The organism is Plantactinospora sp. A48, from assembly GCF_055793945.1.
In genome coordinates this window covers 12731-34145 of sequence record NZ_JBTIXF010000007.1, presented here as the reverse complement: position 1 = coordinate 34145, position 21415 = coordinate 12731, and the positions used below count along the sequence as shown (strand labels likewise).

Genomic DNA, 21415 nt, shown 5'->3' with positions numbered 1-21415 from the left:
ACGCGATCACTGCCAGACGTCGGTGACGGGTGACAGGGACGCGGCGTTGTTGATGCCCGGCAGACCGTACGCGGCCTCGATGGTGCGCAGCACGGTGTAGTGGGTGATCCGCTCGCTGTACGAGCCGGTCCGCACGTTCGCGCCGACGAACACGGTGAAGATCTGGTTGCCGGAAAGGTTGTTGTCCTCGTCGAAGGTGACGATCAGCAGGCTGTTGTGCGTCTTGGCCCACTGGGCGTACCCGTCGAGGTTGTTGCGGGCCCAGGTGTCGCCGGTGCCGATCGAGCAGTCGTGCATGTCGTGGCACATGTCGGGGGTGATGAACGCGACCGTGGGCAGTCTGGTGTAGTCGGTGGGGAAGGACGTGTACGTCAGGTTGCTCGACGCCGGGACGGTGGTGAAGTCGACCCAGGCGTTGTGCTTGCGCCGGTAGGTGCCGCTGGAGCAGCCGGTGTAGCCGTCCGACGGCATGGCCTCGGAGTAGCCGGTGAAGCTGCGTCCGACGCCGGTGAGCTGGGTCGCGAGGTTGGCACCGGTGAACGTCACCGGGCAGGTGTCCGAGGTGACCCCCTGGGTGGAGCCGGAGAACAGCGCGATGTAGTTGGGTTGGCTCGGGTGGGTCACCGCGTACGAGGCGGTGAACTTCGCGCCCTGGCTGGCCAGCGCGTTGAGGTACGGGGCGTTGGACGATCCGTTGATCTGCCGGTAGGAGTGGTTCTCGAACATCACCAGCACGATGTGGTCGAAGGCCGGCACGGCGGCGGCGACCGTGGCTGGCCCAGCCGGCGGAACGGAAGGGGTGGCTGCGGCCGGCGTGGCGGTGGTCGCGGTCGCTGCGATCAGCGTTGCGACCAGGGCGGTTCCCAGGCGACGGGCGGACATGCTGCCTCCTTGTGGGATGGCGTGGTCGGCGGATGCCGGTGCTCGGATCCTCCGTTGACCGATCGACGCGGGCGTGCATCGCCATTGACCGATAGCGGGGCAGCACGTAAACAAGCGATGCCGTTGACCCGGGCCCCTGCCGCCCGACGAGCAGCGGGGACCCTTCCTCGCGAGGTCAGCGGTGGATCAGCGCGAAGACGCCCCAGCCCAGGTACCGGCGCTGGTAGCGGATGTGGTCGAGCGGGGCGGTGTCGAGTTCCGCGCGCATCGCCGGGGCCAGTTCGTCGTCCGGGTTGGCGTCCAACCAGCGGCGGACGGTGAGCCACTGGGCGGCGACGTACCGGTCCCAACTGTCCTCGTCGGCCAGCACCATCTCGACGAGGTCGAAGCCCAGTTCGCCGAAGAGCGTCACCAGGCCGGGCAGGTCGCTGAAGTCCGCCCTGGTACGCGCGTGGCAGCCCTCGACGGTGGCCTGGTCCGGTGGGTCGAGCCGCCAGAACGGCTCGCCGACCAGCAGCGTCCCGCCCGGTCGCAGGCTGCGGCCGAGCAGGTCGAGGGTGCCGGGTACGCCGCCGCCGATCCAGGTGGCGCCGACGCAGGCGGCCACGTCGACCGGGTGGTCGGCCAGGTACCCGGCGGCATCGCCGTGGACGAACGTCACCCGCTCGGCGACCCCGAGTTCGGCGGCGCGCTCGCGGGCTTTCGCGGTGAAGACGGTGCTGATGTCGACCCCGGTGCCGGTGATGCCGTGGTCGCGGCCCCAGGTGCAGAGCAGTTCGCCGCTGCCGCTGGCCAGGTCCAGCACGCTCATCCCGGGGCGTAGCCGGATGGCCCGGCCCAGGGTGGCCAGCTTCTCCGGGCTGAACGGGTTGTGGATGCGATGGTCGCGCTCGCGGATGGTGAAACTACGTGGAAGATCCACTTCTGTCGTTCCTCACGTCGTGGTCGGAAAGGCGGGCAGACCGGGTTGACGTGGGGAAGACGGGCACAAAACCACCTCCGCGGGAGTCCGTGAACCGCCACCCTAGGCGGCGGGGGTGACGGTGGGCGAGCGGTTTGTGGATCGGGCCGGGTGTTTGCCCGGTCAAGCGTCGGGTAGGCGCTCAGGCTGGCACCGGAGGTCCGGCCGTTCGGGCTGGCACCGGGACCGGCACCAGAGGCTGGCACCGGGACCGGCGCCGAGAGGCTGGCACCGGAAGCTCGACGGAAGGAGACCCGCATGGATGGGCGGACCAAGGTCGCCGTGATCTACTACAGTGCCACCGGCGTGACGTACCAGATGGCGGTCGAGGCGGCGCAGGCCGCCGAGGAAGCCGGCGCGGAGGCGCGGCTGCGCAAGGTGCGGGAACTGGCGCCCGAGGAGGCGATCCGGTCGAATTCCGGCTGGCAGGCGCACCGGCTGGAGACCGAGAACGTCATGGAGGCCGAACTCGACGACCTCGCCTGGGCCGACGTGGTGATCTTCGGCACGCCCACCCGGTACGGCGTGATGGCCGCGCAGTTGAAGCAGTTCATCGACACCAGCGGCCCACTGTGGGCCCAGGGCGCGCTGGCCGACAAGGTCTACGCCGGCTTCTGCACCACGGCCACGGCGCACGGCGGCCAGGAGGCGACCCTGTTGTCGATGTTCAACGTCTTCTACCACTGGGGCGGCATCGTGGTGACGCCCGGCTACACCGATCCGAGCCAGTTCGTCGCGGGCAACCCGTACGGCGCCTCGCACACCAGCAACAACGGCGAGACCCAGCCGGACTCGGTGGCGCTGGGGGCGACCGCGCTGACGGCCCGCCGGGCGGTACAGGTGGCCGACGTGCTGCGCCGCGGCCGGGCAGCGGTCTGACCCACGGCCCGACCGGTCGCGACCGCTGTCCTGACTGACGGCCCGCACGCTCGCGGCCGGCGGTCGGGGCCGACCGGTGCGGCGGGCCGGTGGTCCGGGTGGGGGCTCTCAACCCACCCGGACCACCGGCTCCTGTCCGCTACCCTCGGATCGGGCGGTTAATCGCCGAGACCGCCATCGGGTCCGGCACCGACTCCGGCGGGATCCGGAAGCAGCCCGGTCACCAGGTCGGTGAGCACGGTCAGGCCGTCGGCGCTGAGCACCGACTCGGGGTGGAACTGCACGCCCGCGAAGTGGGAACCCCGGATCGCGTGTACGGCGCCGTCGACGCTGTCCCGAGCGACCTCGACCGGGCCGTACGCGGTGTCCAGCCGGTCCGTTTCGGCCAGCGCGGTGAAGGTGGAGTAGAAGCCGACCCGACGGGTCGCCCCGAACACCTCCACCTCCCGCTGAAGGCCCTGGTAGGTGCTGGCCCGTCGGTGCAGCGGCAGGCCGAGCCGCGCGCTCAGGATCTGGTGGCCCAGGCAGACGGCCAGGATCGGCCGGCGCTCGGCCAGCAGCCCGGTCACGATCGAACGCAGCGCCACCATCTTGGGATCGTCGGGGCTGCTCGGGTCACCGGGCCCGGGGCCGACCACCACCAGATCACCGGGCAGTCCGGCGGGTACGTCGTGCCACGGCGCGATCCGGACCCGCGGGCCGAGCGAACGCAACTGGTGGGCGAGCATCGCGGTGAAGGTGTCCTCGCCGTCGATGATCAGCACCTCCCGACCGGCCAGCGTGGTCGACGGCGGGGTGCCCGGGTCCCGCTGCTCCCGCCAGAACCGGGCCAGCCGGTCCGCCCGGGACACCAGGGCGGCCTGCACGGTCGGCAGGTCGGCCAGCCGGGCCGGGATCTCGGGTACGGCGGCCGTACCGTCGGCCGAGGACGCCGGGGTGCCGGGCGGGGTGCTCGGACCGACGGGCACGCCGGGCCGGGTGGAGACGCCCAGCGCGGCCAGGACCCCGGCGGCCTTCACGTGGGTCTCGTCCACCTCGCCCGCCGTGGTGGAGTGCCGGACCAGGGTGGCGCCCACCGGCACCCGCAGGGTGCCGTCGGGCAGGATCTCGGCGGTCCGGATCAGGATCGGCGCGTCCAGGGTCTGCCGTCCCGCCTCGTCCCGACCGAGCAGCGCCAGGACGCCCGAGTAGTAGCGCCGGCCTCGGCGTTCCCGTCGGGCGATCACCCGGCAGGCGTTCTCGATCGGGCTGCCGGTGACGGTCGGGGCGAACATGGTCTGCCGGAGCACCTCGCGGACGTCCAGGGAGCCCCGCCCGGCCAGCAGGTACTCGGTGTGCGCCAGCTGGGACATCTCCTTGAGGTACGGCCCGATGACCTGGCCGCCGTACTCGGCCACCACGGCCATCATCTTGAGTTCCTCGTCGAGCACCATGTCCAGCTCGTCGATCTCCTTGGGGTCGGCGAGGAAGCGCAGCAGAGCCGCCTCGTCGGCCCCGGCGCCGCGGTGCCGGAAGGTGCCGCTGATCGGGTTCATCATCACCAAGCCGTCGGTGACGCTGACGTGCCGTTCCGGACTGGCGCCGACCAGGGTGCGGGTGCCGGTGTGGACGAGGAAGGTCCAGTACGCGCCCCGCTCGTCGGTCAGCAACCGGCGCAGCGCCGCGAGGGCAGCCACCAGCGGCGGCATGTCGAGGTTGGCCATGAACACCCGGTGGATCACGAAGTTGGCGCCCTCGCCCCGGCCGATCTCGTCGGCCAGCACGTCCTGGACGATCTCGGCGTACTCCTCGTCGGGAACGTCGAACCGGCCGTCGCTGGTGACCACGGGAACGTCCGGCAGTGCGGCGACGGCGTCGGCCAGCGGGGCCCGGCCGTACGTGTCGACGGCCAGCGCCTCCAGCGGTGTCCCGTCGTCGATGCACTCGAAGCCACGCTCGACGATCTGCCGGTACGGCACCAGGGCCAGGGTGCGGGGTCCCGGCCCGGTCGGCAGGGGCAGGTCGGCGAGCCGGTCCACCGGGTCGACCGTGCCGGTGATGATCTCCAGGTCCGGTTCGTCGGCGCGGTGCAACAACACGAACGGGCCAGGATCGTTGCCGGCCATGATGGTCGACAGCAGCTCGGACAGTTTCATTATCGCGTTCCTCGAAAGGCTCGGGGCCAGCTTCGGTGGCCGGCTGAGCAGAAACGCGGGGCCACCGGGGGGCGGCCAGCTGGGCGTTACGCGCTGTCGGAGGCCACCGGTCGGGTGGGCCACCAGGAGGACGGGCGCGCGGGCATGGCGTTCAGCGTACGCGATCGGGCGTCGCCGTGGGGCCCCAGTCGGAGATCAGTTGGTCGGGCCCGCGGCGCCCGGTAGACGGGTACGGTGTGCCGCGATGACGATTCTGGCTCTCGACCTGGGCACCTCCTCGGTACGCGGCCTGGTCCTCGACCTGGACGCCGTGCCGCTGCCGGGCGCGCTCGCCCGGCGGCCCGTCTCGATCGCGCTCGGCGCGGACGGCGCCGCCACGCTCGACGGCCCGGCCTACCTGGCGGCCCTGGGCGAGTGTCTGGACGAGCTGGCCGAGGCGGGTCGGCTGGACGGGGTGGAGCTGGTGGCGGCCTCGGCGCAGTGGCACTCGGTGGTGCCCCTGGACGCCGCCGGGGACCCGGTCAGCCCGGTGCTGACCTGGCTGGACACCCGTCCGGCGCCGCCGGCCGGGGCGCGCGGGCCGGGTGACCCGACCGCCTTCCACCATCGCACCGGCACCTGGTGGCACCGGTTCTACTGGAATGTGCGGCTGCCCTGGCTACGGGAGCGGTGCGGGTCGGCAGTGCGGTTCGTCGGGCTGGTCGAGTACGTCTACGGCAAGTTGCTGGACTCGGCGCCGATGTCGGTGTCCCAGGCGTCCGCGACAGGTCTGCTGGACCTGAGCGCGCTGGACTGGGACGCCGAGGCTGGCGAGCTGGCCGGGGTACGGCCGGGGGAGTTGCCGGAGCTGGCGCCGGCCGACTGGTGGGGTCGGTTGCGCACCGGACACGCCCGGCGGTGGCCCGCGTTGCGCGCCGCGCGGTGGGCGCCACCGGTCGGTGACGGCGCGGCCTCCAACGTGGGCTGCCAGGCGGTGGACCAGCGGCGGGCGGCGATCACCGTCGGGACGTCCGCCGCGGTGCGCCTGGTGCAGCAGGTGCCCGAGGACGGCTGCCTGCCGCCGCTGCCCGACGCGCTGTGGCGCTACCGGGTGGACCACGCGCACATCGTGACCGGCACGGCGTTCTCCGGTGGCGGCAACCTGTTCGCCTGGGCCCGCCGGGAGCTGAGGTTGCCCGAGGGCGACGAGCTGCACACGGCCCTGGACCAGATTCCACCCGGCGAGGTGGCGACGGACGCCCGGCTCGGCGGTGACCTGGTGACGAATCCCCGATTCGGCGGGGTGGGGGCCGATCCCCGGTTCGGCGGTGACCGGCCGCCGGGGCTGGCACCGGCGGGATCGGGCGGGCTGACCGGGCTGGGGTTCAACACCACTGCCGTCGACATCGTCGCGGGCCTGATGGGCGCGTTGTGCCGGCAGGTCGAGGTCGGCCTCGGCGAGATCGAGTCGACGGTGGAGCGACGGGTCGCCGTGGTCCTCGGCGGCGGTGCGGTGACCGCCTCGGCGTGGTGGCGACGGGCGTTCGCCGAGACGCTCAGTCCGCGCGAGGTGTGCTATGTGACGCACCCGGAGATCGGGGCGACGGGTGCCGCACTGGTGGCGACGGGCCGGATCGCGGAGGCGACAGATCTGGTTCCGGTGGCCCGGGTGGACCGGCGGCGGGCGACCCCGGCGACAGAACGGCCCTGGTGACAGTATTCTTCCTGCACCGCGCGCCGGCCCCCGCCGGCCGTGCGTCTCCGTCCGCCACGGGTTGGCGAACCCGGCCAGCTCCCCTCGCCCAGGGGAGACGGCCGGACCGGAGACGTTGACAGCGGTTCCGTGCCTGGTTGGATGAACTCCACCTCGCGATGGACCGTGATCCGGTTGGAGGCAGGCAAGGTGAGTGCTGATCCGGGCAGGACAGGAGACGAGGTGTCCAGCCACCGGCACCGGCTTGACGTCCGGGTCGTCCCGCATCGGCGCCGTTCGCCGCTGCGGGTGCGGGACTGGCGGATCCGGACGAAGCTGGCCGCGGTGCTGGTGGTGCCGTCGGTTGCCTTCCTCGTGCTGGCCAGCCTGCAGACCGGGGCGCTGTTCGGCGAGGCCAGCGCGCTGGACGAGTTCGCCGGGCAGGTCGGCGTCAGCCGGGAGATCACCGCGGTGCTCGACAACCTGCACCGGGAGCGGGACCGCACGGCCGGTGAGCTGGCCGGGTTGGCCACCCAGGAGGTGTCGTCGGCGCCCGACGAGGCCGACGGCGACGGCACGACCCCGGGCACCCCACCCGGGCCGCGGGCGCTGCCGCGCAAACGGACCACGCCGGACCAGGCCCGGTCCGCGTTGCAGCCGATCTACTCGGACGTGGACACCGCGGTGACGCGGTTGCGGGAGAGCGCACAACCGCTGGCCGACTCGGACGCCTCGTGGCGGATCTCGTACGCGCGGGCCAACGACGCGTTGCGCCAGCTGCCCGACATCCGCGGCGCGGTGCTGGCCGGGGTGCTCAACCCGAGCACCGTGCTGGGCAACTACGCGCGGGTGGTGGACGCGTTGCTGGCCCTGCTCGCGGAGCCGTCGCCGGGAGCCGAGCAGGGCGAGCTGACCGACTCGGTGCTGCGGTACGTGCAGCTGGCGCGGGTGCAGGATCTCGGGTCGCAGATCCGGGCGCAGCTGTACAGCGTTTCCCGGGCCGGCCGGTACGGACCGGACGACCTGGTGCGGTTGACCGACCTGCGGGCCCAGCAGTTCGCGGCGCTGGCCGAGTTCCGGGCGACGGCGACCCAGCGGCAGGTACGCCGCTACGAGCAGGCCGCGGACGGCCCGGAGTTCGCCTCGGCCACCCGGCTGGAGGAATCCACGATCTCGGTCGGCGGCCGGGAGCCGGCGGTGCTCGACCCGGATCGCTGGTGGGCGGCCAGCACCCAGCGGCTGGACCTGCTGCGCGGGGTGGAGGACGGCGCTCTCGGCGACGCGATCGACCTGGCGAACTCCGCCAGCGCCGACCAGCTGCGCCGGACCCTGCTGGTGGCCGGCGTCGTCCTGGTCGTCCTGCTGGCCGCGGTGTTGACCTCGGTGGCGATCGGTCGGTCGCTCGCGCAGTCGCTCAACCGGCTGCGCCGACAGGCGATCCAGGTGGCGCAGATCGAGTTGCCCGACGCGCTGGAGCGGCTGCGGGCGGTCGAGGTGGACCGCGCCCGGATCGAGGTGTCTCCGGCGGTGGTGCGGTCACTGGACGAGATCGGTGAGGTGGCCGAGGCGTTCGTGGCGGTACACCGCAGCGCGGTCATGCTCGCGGTGGAGCAGGCGCAGATGCGGCAGAGCGTCAACACGATGTTCGTCAACCTGGCTCGACGCAGCCAGGTGCTGGTGGAGCGCCAGTTGGAGCTGCTGGACGAGCTGGAGCGGGAGGAGAGCGACCCGGACCAGTTGGACAACCTGTTCCGGCTGGACCACCTGGCGGCCCGGATGCGGCGTAACGACGACAGCCTGCTGGTGCTGGCCGGCTCCGAGTCCACCCGCCGGTGGTCGCAGCCGGTGGCGCTGACGGCCGTGATGCTCGCGGCGGTGGCCGAGGTCGAGAAGTACCAGCGGATCCAGCACCGGGTGACCGGCCATCCGTACGTGCTCGGGCACGCGGTGGCGGACCTGGTCCACCTGCTCGCGGAGTTGCTGGAGAACGCGACCTCCTTCTCCCCGCCGGACTCCACCGTGGAACTCACCGGGCAGCTGGACGGTGCCGGTGGCGCGGTGGTGGAGATCTCCGACGAGGGCATGGGCATGACCGAGGCCGTGCTGGCCGAGTCGAACGAGCTGCTGTCCGCGCCGCCGGTGGCCGATGTGGCCGCCTCGCAACGGATGGGTCTGTTCGTGGTCAGCCATCTGGCGGCCCGCCAGGGCATCACCGTGCGGCTGCGGGCCGCGGCCCGTGGCGTGGTGGCGACGGTACGGTTGCCGGCCGCGCTGCTGGCCGAGGAGTCCGGCCTGGAGGCCGACCAGGGGCCGGACCGGCGGATGTTGACGGCCCGGATGGCCGCCGGCGCGGGCCGGAACAACGGCACGTCGGCGGTCTCCGGTCCGGCGGCGCGGCCGACCGGGTGGCCGGAGGCCGTGGTGGTGCCCGGTTCGGCGGTGCTGGAACCACCCGGCCTGGCGGCCCCGGCCGGCTACCTGGCGCCGGTCCGACGGGACGGGACGGGCCCGGTGCCACCCGCGCCCACGGGTGCGTCGGACGGGACCGGTCAGCCGGCCGAGGGCGGGCTGCCGCGCCGGACGGCCACCCCGGCCGAGCTGGCACCGGTCGCCGGGATGGGGTCGGTCACCGAGTCGGCGCCGGCCACGGAGAGCAGCCTGTGGTGGACCCGGGGTGGACGTGGCGGGCCGGGTGGGTCCGGCCGCCGGTCGACCCGGGACGGACTGCCCCGGGCCGGCCGGGCCACGTCGGCTGGTAACGGCATGTCGGCTGGTAATGGCACGTCGGCTGGTAACGGCAGGTCCGTCGGCGGGCCGGCAGGACAGGGCGGCGTGCCGGTCGGTGCGACCGGCCCCGGCGGGACGGCGGTGGACCCGGAACCGGTCGCTCCGACGCTGACCGGCCGGGGGCTGCCGATGCGGGTGCCGATGGCGCACCTGCCGGCGGTCACCACACCGGCCCGGCCAACGGCGCCCGCGCCACGTCCGGAACCCGATCCGGAGGCGGTCAGCGGCATGCTGTCCCGGTTCTACGGCGGTGTCCGGCGGGCCGAGGAGGAAGAAACCACAGAGATTTCCATGGCGCCGAACGGTGCCTGGGCGGAAAGGGAGAACAGGTGACATCCCTCAGTCAAGAGGCGCGGGACCTGAGCTGGTTGGTCAGTGCGTTCGCCGAGCGGGTACCGGGGGTCGCGCACGCGATCGTGGTCTCGTCGGACGGATTGCTGGTGGCCGTGTCGGGTCACCTGCCGCGCGACCACGCCGACCGACTGTCGGCGGTCACCTCGGGACTGATGAGCATCACCGCCGGCGCCGCGCAGATGTTCGACGGCGACGTGGTCAAGCAGACCGTCGTGGAGATGGGTCGCGGGTACTTCCTGGTGATGCAGGTACGGGACGGTTCGATCCTGGCCACGCTCGCCGGCGCAGACGCCGATATCGGGGTGGTCGGTTACGAGATGGCGCGACTGGCCAAGCAGGCGGGGGAGATGCTCACCCCGGCGCTGCGGGCGGAGTTGCAGCAGGCGCTGTCCGGTTAGCTGGCGGAGGTCTGACCGGCCGGATGAGCTGACCGGCACGGGTCGAACCGCTAATCTGTTCGAACCCGGTCCTCTTCGGACCGGATGTGGTCGTCGGTGTGGGGACGGAGAGGGCAACTCCGTCCCCATCATCGACGTCCGCACGTACGAGGGCCGTACGTGCCGCGCGGGAGCCGGGCCACGCGAGTGGCGCTGATGCACCTCCCTTCGATGGTGCCTCCGGCCGGTGGCGGAGTCCGGGCAGGACCGCCGCCGGCCTGACGAACTAGTACGATGTGTCCGCCGGGCAGCGGACCCATCGGGTGGTACGGATAACGCTTCTTCTATGGAAGCGCTCCCATCGGATGGTGATTGAGGACTGTAGTCGGTCGTAACGGGTTTGGAAAAGACCTAAAACAAGATCGAAACATCTGATTGACGAAGACCCTGCTCAGAGCGCTAGGACCAGACCGCTCACTTGCGGCGGGAGCGCTCCCATGGAAGACTCTCGAAGTACTTCGCGGAGCCAGCGCGCGTCGTGGGCAGCCGAGGGCATCCGGTGTGAACCGGACCGGCGTCCCCATCCCGGGCACCCCCGTCCCGTCGCGGCGACAGTCTCACCGTCGCCGGCGTCCGGACGGACCACCCCCTGTAAGTTTCCGCGCCGCCGCAACAGCAGTTCGCCGATCCGCACCGAGCCCACCGGTTCCCGGCCCACCTGCCGGCACCAGCCCGCTCGTCCCGCCGGATCGACGGCAGCCCGCGACTGCTCCGTCGCTGGCGGCGTCCGGTCGAGGCCGCACCGGCCCGACCAATGGTCCGGCGAGGAGGACCCGAGAGAATGAGAACGTGGGCGAAACGTCGCCGTACGGCGATGGTCGCGGCGGCCGTGTTGGCCACCGCAGGCCTCACCGTGCCGGCCACGCCCGCCATGGCGGCGGCGTCATGTGACGTGGCATATACGACGAACGACTGGAGCGGCGGCTTCACCGCGAGCGTCACCCTGACCAACATGGGTGACCCGATCAACGGTTGGAACCTCAAGTTCGCGTTCCCCGGCAACCAGCGGGTCACCAACGGCTGGTCCGCCACCTGGTCCCAGACGGGCAACCAGGTCACCGCGACCAGCATGCCGTGGAACGGCAACCTGGGCACCGGCGCGAGCACCAACATCGGCTTCAACGGCACGTTCACCGGCACCAACGGCAAGCCGACATCGTTCTCGATCAACGGCGTCACCTGCGGCGGCCAGCAGTCCAACCAGGCGCCGTCGGTGAGCCTCAGCGTGCCGAGCGGCCCGTTCACCGCCCCGGCGGACGTCCCGCTGACCGCCACCGCCAGCGACCCGGACGGCACGATCAGCAAGGTCGAGTTCTACCGCAACGGCCTGCTGGTCAACACCGACACCACGGCCCCGTACAGCTACTCGCTCGCCGGACTGCCGGCCGGTGACTACACGGTCCAGGCCAAGGCGTACGACAACGGCACCCCGGCGTTGACCGCCACGGCCGAGAAGGCGTTCACCGTCGCGCCGGCCACCGGTCCGGCCATCGTGGCCAGCCCGACGGCGGTGACCGTGAACGAGGGCAGCTCCGCGACGCTGACGTACAAGCTCAGCACCGCACCGAGCGGCAACGTCTCGGTCGCGCTCGCCAAGAGCGGCGACGCCGACATCACGCTGTCGGCCAGCAGCGTCACGCTGGGCACGAGCAACTGGAACACCGGCGTGCCGGTGACCGTCTCGGCGGCGCAGGACTCGGACAGCACCAACGGCTCGGCGACCATCACCGCCACCGCCACCGGCTACACGACCTCCCTGGTGACCGCCACCGAGTCGGACGACGACGTGGCCGGCGGCACCTACGTGGCCGAGTTCCTGAAGCAGTACAACAAGATCCACGCGCCGTCCAACGGCTACTTCAGCCCCGAGGGCGTGCCGTACCACTCGGTCGAGACGTTCCTCGTCGAGGCCCCGGACCAGGGTCACGAGACCACGTCAGAGGCGTTCAGCTACTGGCTGTGGCTGGAGGCGGAGTACGGACGGGTCCAGAAGGACTGGACGCCGTTCAACAACGCCTGGATGACGATGGAGAAGTACATCATCCCCAGCGGCAGCGACTACAAGACCGGTGGCTACAACAAGAACAGCCCGGCCACGTACGCGCCGGAGAAGGCGTACCCGGACCAGTACCCGGTCGCCTTCGACAGCAACGTCAAGGCCGGCACCGACCCGCTGTACGACGAGCTGACCGCCACCTACGGCAACAGCGACATCTACGGCATGCACTGGCTGATGGACGTCGACAACGTGTACGGCTTCGGTAAGTGCGGTGACAAGACCACCCGGGTCGCGTACATCAACACCTACCAGCGGGGCCCGCAGGAGTCGGTCTTCGAGACCATCCCGCAGCCGTCCTGCGAGACCTTCACCTCCGGCGGCCCGAGCGGCTTCGGCCCGCTGTTCACCCAGGACGCCAACCCGGCCAAGCAGTGGAAGTTCACCGACGCGCCGGACGCCGACGCCCGCGCGGTCGAGGCGGCCTACTGGGCGCTGAAGTGGGCCACCGAGCAGGGCAAGCAGGCGGACGTCGCGGCCACCGTGGCCAAGGCGGCCAAGATGGGTGACTACCTGCGCTACGCGATGTACGACAAGTACTTCAAGAAGCCGGGTTGCACCACGCCGTCCTGCGCCGCGGGCACCGGCAAGGACTCGTCCAACTACCTGCTCTCCTGGTACTACGCCTGGGGTGCGGCGATCGACGGCTCGTGGAGCTGGCGGATCGGTTCCAGCCACAACCACAGCGGCTACCAGAACCCGATGGCGGCGTACGCGCTGTCCACGGTTCCGGAGCTGACCCCGAAGTCGGCCTCCGCCAAGTCGGACTGGGCGACCAGCCTGACCCGGCAGATCGACTTCTACACCTGGCTGCAGTCCTCCGAGGGCGCCATCGCCGGCGGTGCGACGAACAGCTGGGGTGGCGGGTACGGCACCCCGCCGTCCGGCACGCCGACCTTCTACGGCCTGGCGTACGACTGGCAGCCCGTCTACCACGACCCGCCGTCGAACCAGTGGTTCGGCTTCCAGGCGTGGAGCATGGAGCGGGTCGCCGAGTACTACCACCAGAGCGGTGACACCCGCGCCAAGGCGATCCTCGACAAGTGGGCCGCCTGGGCGATGGCCAACACCACGATCGGCACCGGCGGGAACTACCAGATCCCGTCGACGCTGACCTGGACCGGCCAGCCGGGTGGCAACTGGAGCGCCGGCACCACCTCGGTGAACAACAGCGGCCTGCACGTGACCATCAAGGACTACACCAACGACGTCGGGGTGGCCGGGGCGTACGCCCGTACGCTCACCTACTACGGCGCCAAGTCCGGCAACACCCAGGCCAAGACCATGGCCAAGGCGCTGCTCGATGGCATCCTCACGCACGCCGACGCCAAGGGTGTCTCGGTGACGGAGACCCGGGCCGACTACGACCGGCTGGACGACGTCTACAACTCGAGCACCCACGACGGGCTCTTCATCCCGTCGGGCTTCAACGGCAAGATGCCCAACGGTGACGTGATCGCGTCCGGCAAGTCCTTCCTGGACATCCGGTCGTTCTACAAGAACGACCCGGACTACGCGAGGGTCAAGGCTTACCTGGACGGCACCGGACCGGCACCGACGTTCAACTACCACCGGTTCTGGGCACAGACGGACATCGCACTGGCCCTGGCCGACTACGGGTTGTTGATCGGCTGATCGAAAGGAAGGGCCCCCTGTTATCGGTTTCTGATGTACAAGGGGCCCTTCCCAACCGACTGACCAACCGGCCGCGTACCCAGGGTGTGCGGCCCCGAGTACCGGCCCGGCGCCCCCACCGCCGGGTCAGGCCCGACCTACCCGCGGTTGGGCCACCTGTGGCGGGCCGGCCTTGACTGGCCGACGCAGCGGTCCTGGCCGGCCCGCCACCTCTACAACGACTCTGCCCGATCGGCGTCGCCCGACATAGAGTGGCAGGCATGGATATTGGCATCGGACTGCCGAACACCGTGCGGAACGCCGGGCCCCTGGTGGCCGACTGGGCGCGCCGGGCCGAGGAACGGGGCTTCGCCGGCCTGGCGACCGTCGACCGGATCGTGTATCCCAACCTCGACTCGTTGACCACCCTCGCGGTGGCGGCCGGCGCGACCTCGCGGATCGGGCTGTTCACCGACATCCTGCTCGCCCCGGCGTACCCTCCGGTCCTGCTGGCCAAGCAGACCGCGAGCCTGGACGTCATGTCCGGCGGCCGGCTCACCCTGGGCCTCGGGGTCGGCGGGCGGCCCGACGACTACGCGGCGCTGGACCGGCCGTTCCAGCGCCGGGGCCGGCTGATGGACGAAACCCTCGACCTGTTGCACCGCTCCTGGGCCGGCGAAAGCGTCACCGGCGACGAGTTCCCGGTCGGCCCCGAGCCGGTCCGCGGCAACCGGGTCCCGATCCTGATGGGCGGCGCCTCCGAGGCCACCGTGACCCGCGCGGTGAAGTACGCCGAGGGGTGGACGGCCGGCGCCGGTGGCCCCGAGCAGGCCGCACCGATGATCGCCAAGGTGCGGCAGGCGTGGCGGGACGCCGGCCGCGACGGCGAGCCCCGGTTCGCCGCCATGGTCTACTTCGGCCTTGGCGACGAGGCCGCCTCCCGGGCCACCCTGCGGGACTACTACGGGTTCCTCGAGCAGTGGGTCGACACGATCGTCGAGTCGGCGATACGCGATCCCAAGCAGGCTCGTGACCTGGCGGACGGGTTCGCCGAGGCGGGCATCACCGAGATGTTCTTCTACCCGAGCGTCGGCTCCCTCGACGAGGTCGACCGGCTGGCCGACGCGGTGCTGTGACCGCCCGTCTCTGACACGCCGGTGTCGGGCGGGGGCCCGCACCGGCGCCTGCCGGCGGCCCGGCGCCCACCGGCGCATCGGCGTCCGCCGGCGCATCGGCGCCCACCAGCGCATCGGCGTCCGCCGGTGACGCCGGGCACAGCTCGTCACATCTCGGCCCGCTGCGCCGGTCCTGGTACAGACAACCACCAGGACCGGGAGTACGAGTCATGAACATCGCGCTGTGGGTGGTGCAGATCCTGCTGGCCACCCTGTTTCTCTGGTCGGGGCTCGTGAAGGGCACCCAGCCCAAGGACCGGTTGATCGCGTCCGGTCAGACCGGCGTGGCGCCCTTCCCGCTGCCGGTGATCCGGCTGACCGCGTACGCCGAACTGCTCGCGGTGCTCGGGCTGATCCTGCCCGGGTTGACCGGTGTGGCGCCGGTGCTCACGCCGCTGGCCGCGGTCGGCCTGGCCATCGTGATGACCGGCGCGTTGACCAGCCACAGCCGGTTGCTGCGGGCCGACCGGGCGGCCGGTCACGGCAACCGGGAAGCCGGCAACATCACCGCGAACGCCGTCATCCTGGCGCTCTGCGTCTTCGTCATCATCGGCCGCCTGACCGCCTGACCGCCTGACCGGTCCCACGGCGCAACCACCAGCCGGTCGATCTCGCCGGGCGGGCCCGGTCAACGGCGTTGTCAGCCCACGCCCAGCCAGAGGTCCGCGGCGGTGGGCAGGATGGCCCAGGTGAGCCATCCGACCAGCCCGACCAGCACCACCAGCAGCGCGACGCCGCCAAGGTGGCGCAACGTGTTCGGCGGCCGGACCAACCCGGCGGGCGTGTCTGGCTGGTCCGGAGTGGCCGGCTCGTCGGATGTGGCCGGCTCGTCGGATATTGCCGGCTGGTCGGATGTGGCCGGTTGCTCCCGGGTTCTCGACCGGTCGGATTCGCCGGCACCCGTCCGGGCCCGCCAGCGCGCGGCCAACGCGCCGGCCGCGAGAACCAGCAACACGAGCGGAGCGGCGAGGATCAGGCCCTGAACGACAATCCAGTGCAGCGCCATCGAGATCAGCTCGGGCGGCTGCGACGAGAAGCAGCGGGTCGGCGCCGGAGCCGAACCCCAGACGTTGGTCCGACACTGGATCGGCAACCCCACCAGACAGACGACCGCCGTACCGAGCAGGCCGGTCACCGTCGCCGCCAGCAGTGCCAGGGCCGCGCGGTGGCGCCGGGTGCGGGCCACCACGACGACGGTCACCAGGGCCACCGCAAGCGACGGGAGGCCGACGGTGGTGTTGTCCAGCACCGCGGCGAACGGCAGCCCGTCGGTGCCGGCCGGGAGGTCGGTGCGGATCTCCAACGGCAGGGCGGAGCGCAGCACGTACGGCAGGAGCGCCTCGGCCACCGCGACGGCGAGCGCGCCGACGACGGCCGGGACCAGGGCCCGGCGCAGCGGCAACGGGCGGTCCCAGGAAGGGGCGTCGGCCGCCGGGGCGATGGCGGGGGCCGGGCGTACGGTGGCCGCCAGCGTTGTCGGGCGGCGCAACGCGGCGAGCGCCGGCACCAGCCAGAGCAGCGTCAGCACCGGCAGCGTCAGTGGGTTGCGGACGAACCGGGCCGCCGGTCCCAGCTGTACGCCGCTGTATGCGCTGAGTTGGACGTACCAGCCGATGTCCGCGCCCGTGGCCGGCCGGGAACCCCAGTGCCAGCCCAGTTGGTGCGCGGCGATGCTGTACGGCAGCCACACCGCGAGCAGGACCGCACCGGCCGCCCCCGCCGTGCCCACCACGGCCGGCATCGCCCACCATCGCCGGTCCGCGGCCAGCACCTCCCGGGCGGCGGAGACGGTCCAGCCGGTCAGCAGGACCGCCCCGGCGAGCAGCACCGGGGCGGCGACAACCCACGAGCCCAGCACGTCGACCAGTTCGTGCCGCCCGACGAGCGGATTGGACCAGGTCGCGAACAGCCCCACGACGAGTCCTCCGGTCATCGCGGCGGGCCAGGCGAGCCAGCTTCGCGCCGGGATCGGTTGACCGGCGGCTGCCACACCCGCCCGCCAGACCGTCACCGCGAGCAGCACACCGAGCGGCGGGCCGACCACCAGCCCGAGAAGCGCCACCCCGAGCACCGGTTCGAGCCCGGCGACCAGCCCGAGCAGCAGCATCGCGTTGACGCTCGCGAGCCCGCCGGCCAGACCGGCCGCCAGCAGTTCCCACCACCCCGGGCGCAGCACCCGGGCCGGATCGCGGACCACGGCGAGCCGGAGGGCCGGGGACGGATGCAGCCCCCAGCGGGCCAACCGGAACCGGCGGCCCGGCGCTGGCATCCCGGACAGGACGGCGACGAACGCCCCCTCGTCGTGCCGGGCGGCGACCGCGTCGGCTTGCAACTCACGGATCCGCAGGATCGCGTTGCGGGTCAGGTGGACAAGCACGGTGAGCATCAGGATCGCGGCGAACTCGACGACTGAGGCCCGGGATGTCGTCCCGGGCCCCCACCGCTGCCACCGCCAGTCGAGCGGCGCGCTCAGCAGGTGCGGATGCAGGGTCAACGCCGCGTACGGCAGCACGGCCACGGCCAGGAAGGCACGCCAGATCCACACCGTCAGATAGGTGACGTCCACGTCCCGGTTGCGCAGGTGCGCCAGTTCGTGCCGGACCACCGCCCGGAAGGCGGGCGGGTCGGTGACCGCCCGGACGGCCAGCCCCGCGTCCAGGCACACCCGGCGTCGTCCCGGCAACCCGAATGCCTGCCCGCCCGCCGTCTGGCTGGCCGGCGCGAGCAGCCATTCCGGCGAGCGGCGCAGACCCGAGGCTCGGGCCAGCCGGTCCAGTTCGGTGACCAGCCTGGGCGCGTCCGCGACGGTCAGCCGGCGCAGTGAGCGCCGCCGGACCAGCAGCCACGGGTGCAGCAGATAGCCGAAACCGGCGGTGGCCGTCAACGTGCCGAGACCGCCGCCCACCGCGACCAGTTGCGGGGTGAGGACCCGCCGTGTGCAGGCCCGCCACCGGGCGGTCGCCGCGAGGACCAGCTTCGCGTCGGCCTGGGTACGTACCGGGCGGGTGTGGTCCGGGTCGACCGACTGGGCCGCCTCGCAGCGGTCGAGCCCGGCGATGACCGCGTCGGCCCGGCCGGGCAGGGCCAGGCTGACGGTGAGACACAGGAAGGTGCTGGTTGCCAGGACGGCACCGATCAGCAGGGCGAATCGGATGGTGGTCGCGCTGGGGACTGGCCGCCACCGGCGCGTGACGTCCGGCGCCACCGGTACGTCGAGAGCTGTCACTTCCGGCTCGCCCGGCCCGGGTCAACGTGGTCGTCGGAACGCTCCGGGCTGGCCCGGTCGTCGGCGCCGGAGCGGCCCTGCCCGACCACCGCGTCGGCGATCAGCGCCGCCCGGTCCGGGTCGACGCCGCCGCGCCGCGCGGTCTGCTCGACGATCTCGCGGATCCGCCGCCACTCCCGATCCGTCAGCCCCAGCTCGGGCGCCTCCACGGGCAGTCCGGGCGTTTCAGCCGGCGGTCCGGGTGGCAGGGCGGTTGCGGCGGCCGGTCGGGCCGGCACGGCAGGCGGCACGGCAGGCGCTGTGGTGTGCGCGGCCGGGCGGCGGAACATCCGCCGGACAGCATCGGCGGTCAACGTGACGCCTCTGGCAGCCGCCTCGGTGACCAGATAACCGATCGTCTCGGTGAGGGCGCCGAGCAGGATCGGCGTCAGCAGCGCGGTGGCCTCCGGAAGGCCGAACTCCAGCGGACCGGGCGACCCGCCGCGGCTGCGGGGCTGGCCAGCGTGGTAGGCGTCGGCGAGCAGCGGAAACAGTTCCGCCTCGCCTGGCGCGAACTCGACGACGACGGGCCGGGCCAGATCGTCCAGCAGAGATCGATCCCCTACTGCGCTCATCCCGCCCCCCTTCGCCGTCCGGTGCGTCGAACCGACGTACCAGCCAGGATAGAGAGCAGAATCAATTGATCGATCGGCGTCGGTCGGGGACGCGCCGTACCGGCTACCTGGCCGGGTGGTCCGCCGGGGTGGGCTCGACCGGATGCCGCAGGCCGGGGTGGCCGGCGGGCAGCGACCGCCGGATCACCCACCAGCTCGTGGCCAGGGTGAGGGCCACCAGCGGCCAGGACAGCACCACCCGGGCGGCGACCAGCGCCACCACCTGATCGGCCAGATACAGCGGTACGAACACCAGCACCCGCAGCAGGTAGCCCGCCGCCCACAGCCAACTCGCCCGGCCGTACGCGCGCAGCAGCGCCCGGTCCCGCCGCCACCGGCCGCGCTGGCCCAGCACGGTGCCGACCACCACGCCGAGCAGCGGCCAGCGCAGCACGATGCTGACGGCGAAGGCGAGCGCGCTGGCCGCGTTCGACACCACCTGGAGCAGGAAGAAGTCGGCGGCCCGGCCGGTGCGCAGCGCCACCAGCGCCGCGACGCACACCGCCAGCAGCCCGATCAACACCGACCGCGGCCGGTCCCCGCGTCGCAGCCGCCAGCCGGCGACGGCCACGCCGACCAGCAGCGCCGCGACCACGCCCACCGGGATGGACCGACCACCGAGCAGCCAGCCCAGACCGAACGCCACCGGTGGCAACGTGGCATCCACCGCGCCGGATCGGCCACCGAGCAGCTCGGTCAACGACTCGCCGTCGGTCCGCTCGGTGTCGGCCGGCATCTGAGTCTCCTCTCGCAACTGCTGAGGGTACCCTGACCAACCGCTCGGATCATCGACGAACCGCGCGGTGCGGCACCGGTCCGTGTCCCGACCAAACGTGAAACCCGCGTCCTGACGACGCGTGAAAAAGGCGACCCTCCCCGGGGGCGCGGCGGGCGACCTACCGCTAGCCTCTGCGCATGCAAAATCGGCGGACCGGCCTGATGGCCACCTGGCTGGTATTCCTGACCGCCGTCCAACTGCTCGCGTTCGTCGCGCTCTGGCGGTTCGCGGTGCGGACCGAGGCCGGCCAGTGGTTGGACACGGTCGCCCTGACCGGGAACTACATCGGCCGTGACCATATCAGTGGGCTGGTCGGCACCGTACTGAACGCCATGTCGGCGGTGTCGCTGCTGGTGGCCACGGCGGTGATCGGGTTCATCGCGCTGATCCGCCGGCGGGTCGCCCTGGCCATTCTCGCCACACTGCTGATCGCCGGGGCGAACATCACCGTGCAGGTGTTGAAGTACCTCATCGCCCGGCCCGACCTCGGGATCGACCCGGAGCGGGCCGCGGCCGGCAACAGTCTGCCCAGCGGACACACCGCGGTGGCCGCCTCGGTGGCGGTCGCACTGATCATGGTGTTGCCGCGTACCGCCCGGGTGTGGGGGACGTTCATCGGCGCCATCTACACGGCGCTGGCGGGGGTGGCCACCCTGTCGGCCGGCTGGCACCGGCCGAGCGACGCGGTCGCCTCGCTGCTCATCGTCGGGGTCTGGGCGTCGCTCGTTGGGCTGGGCCTGTTGCAGACCGACCGGCTGGACACCCAGCCTCGGTCCGCCGACGCCCACCGGATCGCCACCGGCCTGCTGCTGATGGGCGCCGTGGCGTCGCTGGCGGCGGCCTGGTACGCCGCCGACTGGACCCTCGCCCTGCGCCCCACCCCGCCCGACGAACTGAGCGGCAACCGGCTGCTGGTCGCGTACGCCGGCAGTGCCCTCGGCATCACCGGCACCACCTGTCTGGTCGTCGGCCTGGTGCTGGCCACCGTGCATCGGGTGGTGCCCCGCCTCGCCGACTCCACCGGCTTCAAGCCGACATGACGGTCCGGGCAGCCTTCGCCGCCGAGGCCGGGCGACTCACCGAGGTGATGCTGGACCTCCCCGAGGAATCCTTTGTCCGGCCCACCGACTGTCCGCCGTGGACCGTGGCCGACCTGCTCGCCCATGTGCGTACGGCCACCGCGCGGGTGCTGGAGATGCTGGCCCAACCGGCACCGGAGCGGGCCGAGGTGGACGCCGCCGGCTACTACGCGCCAACCAAGTTCCTCCCGGCCACCGACGCGGCCCGGGTGGTGGCCGCGCGGAACGAGGCGTCCAGCGCGTCCAGCGGGCGCGCCATCGCCGAGGAACTGGACCGTACCTGCCGGGCCGTCCGGCAAGCCGTCGCCGACCAACCGCCGGACCGGCTGGTGCTCACCCGGCACGGCGACCCGATGGAACTGGACGAGTTCCTGCTGACCCGGGTGGTCGAACTCGGCGTACACGGGCTGGACCTCGCGGCGGCGCTCGACCGGCAGCCGTGGCTCAGCCCGGAGGCCGCGGAGGCCATCGAACGCCTGCTGCTCGGCGAGACGGCCGAGACCGGGACCGCCGGCGACGGTGCGGTTGACGACGGTGCGGTCGACGACCGGCCGACCCGGTACGCGGACCTCGGCTGGGACCGGCGGACCTTCATCGCCAAGGCCACCGGCCGGGCACCGATCAGCCCAGCCGAGCGGACCGCGGCCGACCGCCTCGGCCTGCGCTGGCTCTCGTTCGGCTGACCCGACCCCCTGGTACGTGAACGACGACCGTTCCCGGATCCGTT

15 protein-coding genes are annotated in these 21415 nt (G+C 72.2%); 9 read left to right on the top strand and 6 right to left on the bottom strand.

The genetic code is table 11. The annotated features are described in order from the left end of the window. Positions 1–6: 6 nt before the first annotated feature. Both ACXN5W_RS05850 and ACXN5W_RS05845 read right to left on the bottom strand, forming a co-directional pair. The gene (locus tag ACXN5W_RS05850) at positions 7–882 is read right to left on the bottom strand and encodes an alkaline phosphatase family protein (RefSeq protein ID WP_473157109.1); all 876 of its coding nucleotides are present in this window, start codon (positions 880–882) and stop codon (positions 7–9) included. Between the two features lie 175 nt (positions 883–1057). Next, the gene (locus ACXN5W_RS05845) at positions 1058–1804 is read right to left on the bottom strand and encodes an SAM-dependent methyltransferase (RefSeq protein WP_473157108.1); all 747 of its coding nucleotides are present in this window, start codon (positions 1802–1804) and stop codon (positions 1058–1060) included. Positions 1805–2101: 297 nt separating this feature from the next. Between ACXN5W_RS05845 and wrbA the strand changes: the two genes are divergently transcribed. Further along, positions 2102–2722 (top strand): NAD(P)H:quinone oxidoreductase, encoded by a 621-nt coding sequence (wrbA, locus tag ACXN5W_RS05840; RefSeq protein WP_473157107.1) that lies wholly within the window; start codon positions 2102–2104, stop codon positions 2720–2722. A gap of 158 nt (positions 2723–2880) precedes the next feature. On the opposite strand, the gene ACXN5W_RS05835 is transcribed toward wrbA, so the two are convergent. Next, the gene (locus tag ACXN5W_RS05835; RefSeq protein ID WP_473157207.1) at positions 2881–4860 is read right to left on the bottom strand and encodes an anthranilate synthase family protein; all 1980 of its coding nucleotides are present in this window, start codon (positions 4858–4860) and stop codon (positions 2881–2883) included. A gap of 241 nt (positions 4861–5101) precedes the next feature. Here ACXN5W_RS05835 and ACXN5W_RS05830 point away from each other — a divergent pair, with 241 nt between their 5' ends. From ACXN5W_RS05830 to ACXN5W_RS05805, 6 genes are all read left to right on the top strand, one after another. Further along, on the top strand, positions 5102–6550 hold the full coding sequence (locus ACXN5W_RS05830; protein WP_473157106.1) for an FGGY family carbohydrate kinase: 1449 nt from the start codon (positions 5102–5104) through the stop codon (positions 6548–6550). Between the two features lie 189 nt (positions 6551–6739). Next, complete coding sequence (locus tag ACXN5W_RS05825) at positions 6740–9649, top strand: sensor histidine kinase (RefSeq protein ID WP_473157105.1); 2910 nt, start codon at positions 6740–6742, stop codon at positions 9647–9649. Beyond that, positions 9646–10068: a roadblock/LC7 domain-containing protein gene (locus ACXN5W_RS05820; RefSeq protein WP_473157104.1), complete on the top strand. Its 423-nt coding sequence runs from the start codon at positions 9646–9648 to the stop codon at positions 10066–10068. Before ACXN5W_RS05825 ends, ACXN5W_RS05820 begins: the two co-directional genes overlap by 4 nt. 820 nt (positions 10069–10888) lie before the next feature. Next, positions 10889–13798: a glycoside hydrolase family 48 protein gene (locus ACXN5W_RS05815; protein WP_473157103.1), complete on the top strand. Its 2910-nt coding sequence runs from the start codon at positions 10889–10891 to the stop codon at positions 13796–13798. 260 nt (positions 13799–14058) lie between these two features. Beyond that, positions 14059–14913, top strand: coding sequence for an LLM class flavin-dependent oxidoreductase (locus tag ACXN5W_RS05810; RefSeq protein ID WP_473157102.1), 855 nt, complete (start codon positions 14059–14061; stop codon positions 14911–14913). Between the two features lie 209 nt (positions 14914–15122). Further along, positions 15123–15521: a DoxX family protein gene (locus ACXN5W_RS05805; protein ID WP_473157101.1), complete on the top strand. Its 399-nt coding sequence runs from the start codon at positions 15123–15125 to the stop codon at positions 15519–15521. A 71-nt stretch (positions 15522–15592) separates the two neighbouring features. Here ACXN5W_RS05805 and ACXN5W_RS05800 read toward each other — a convergent pair whose 3' ends face one another. The 3 genes from ACXN5W_RS05800 to ACXN5W_RS05790 form a co-directional block, all read right to left on the bottom strand. Further along, positions 15593–18178, bottom strand: a complete 2586-nt coding sequence (locus ACXN5W_RS05800; protein WP_473157100.1) for a M48 family metalloprotease — start codon at positions 18176–18178, stop codon at positions 15593–15595. Beyond that, positions 18175–18792, bottom strand: a complete 618-nt coding sequence (locus ACXN5W_RS05795; protein WP_473157099.1) for a hypothetical protein — start codon at positions 18790–18792, stop codon at positions 18175–18177. The genes ACXN5W_RS05800 and ACXN5W_RS05795 overlap by 4 nt, the downstream gene beginning before the upstream one ends. Positions 18793–18895: 103 nt before the next feature. Beyond that, the gene (locus ACXN5W_RS05790) at positions 18896–19567 is read right to left on the bottom strand and encodes a DUF3159 domain-containing protein (RefSeq protein WP_473157206.1); all 672 of its coding nucleotides are present in this window, start codon (positions 19565–19567) and stop codon (positions 18896–18898) included. Between the two features lie 173 nt (positions 19568–19740). Here ACXN5W_RS05790 and ACXN5W_RS05785 point away from each other — a divergent pair, with 173 nt between their 5' ends. Both ACXN5W_RS05785 and ACXN5W_RS05780 read left to right on the top strand, forming a co-directional pair. Then, a complete protein-coding gene (locus ACXN5W_RS05785) occupies positions 19741–20649 on the top strand; it encodes a phosphatase PAP2 family protein (protein WP_473157205.1) in 909 nt (302 codons plus the stop codon). Continuing rightward, positions 20646–21371 (top strand): maleylpyruvate isomerase N-terminal domain-containing protein, encoded by a 726-nt coding sequence (locus tag ACXN5W_RS05780; RefSeq protein ID WP_473157098.1) that lies wholly within the window; start codon positions 20646–20648, stop codon positions 21369–21371. The genes ACXN5W_RS05785 and ACXN5W_RS05780 overlap by 4 nt, the downstream gene beginning before the upstream one ends. Positions 21372–21415: the final 44 nt, after the last annotated feature.

What these genes read in the sequence shown, in the direction of transcription:
- ACXN5W_RS05850 (WP_473157109.1), bottom strand. Translation starts at nt 882, where the DNA reads ATGTCCGCCCGTCGCCTGGGAACCGCCCTGGTCGCAACGCTGATCGCA.
- wrbA (WP_473157107.1), top strand. Translation starts at nt 2,102, where the DNA reads ATGGATGGGCGGACCAAGGTCGCCGTGATCTACTACAGTGCCACCGGC.
- ACXN5W_RS05830 (WP_473157106.1), top strand. Translation starts at nt 5,102, where the DNA reads ATGACGATTCTGGCTCTCGACCTGGGCACCTCCTCGGTACGCGGCCTG.
- ACXN5W_RS05815 (WP_473157103.1), top strand. Translation starts at nt 10,889, where the DNA reads ATGAGAACGTGGGCGAAACGTCGCCGTACGGCGATGGTCGCGGCGGCC.
- ACXN5W_RS05810 (WP_473157102.1), top strand. Translation starts at nt 14,059, where the DNA reads ATGGATATTGGCATCGGACTGCCGAACACCGTGCGGAACGCCGGGCCC.
- ACXN5W_RS05805 (WP_473157101.1), top strand. Translation starts at nt 15,123, where the DNA reads ATGAACATCGCGCTGTGGGTGGTGCAGATCCTGCTGGCCACCCTGTTT.
- ACXN5W_RS05795 (WP_473157099.1), bottom strand. Translation starts at nt 18,792, where the DNA reads ATGAGCGCAGTAGGGGATCGATCTCTGCTGGACGATCTGGCCCGGCCC.
- ACXN5W_RS05790 (WP_473157206.1), bottom strand. Translation starts at nt 19,567, where the DNA reads ATGCCGGCCGACACCGAGCGGACCGACGGCGAGTCGTTGACCGAGCTG.
- ACXN5W_RS05780 (WP_473157098.1), top strand. Translation starts at nt 20,646, where the DNA reads ATGACGGTCCGGGCAGCCTTCGCCGCCGAGGCCGGGCGACTCACCGAG.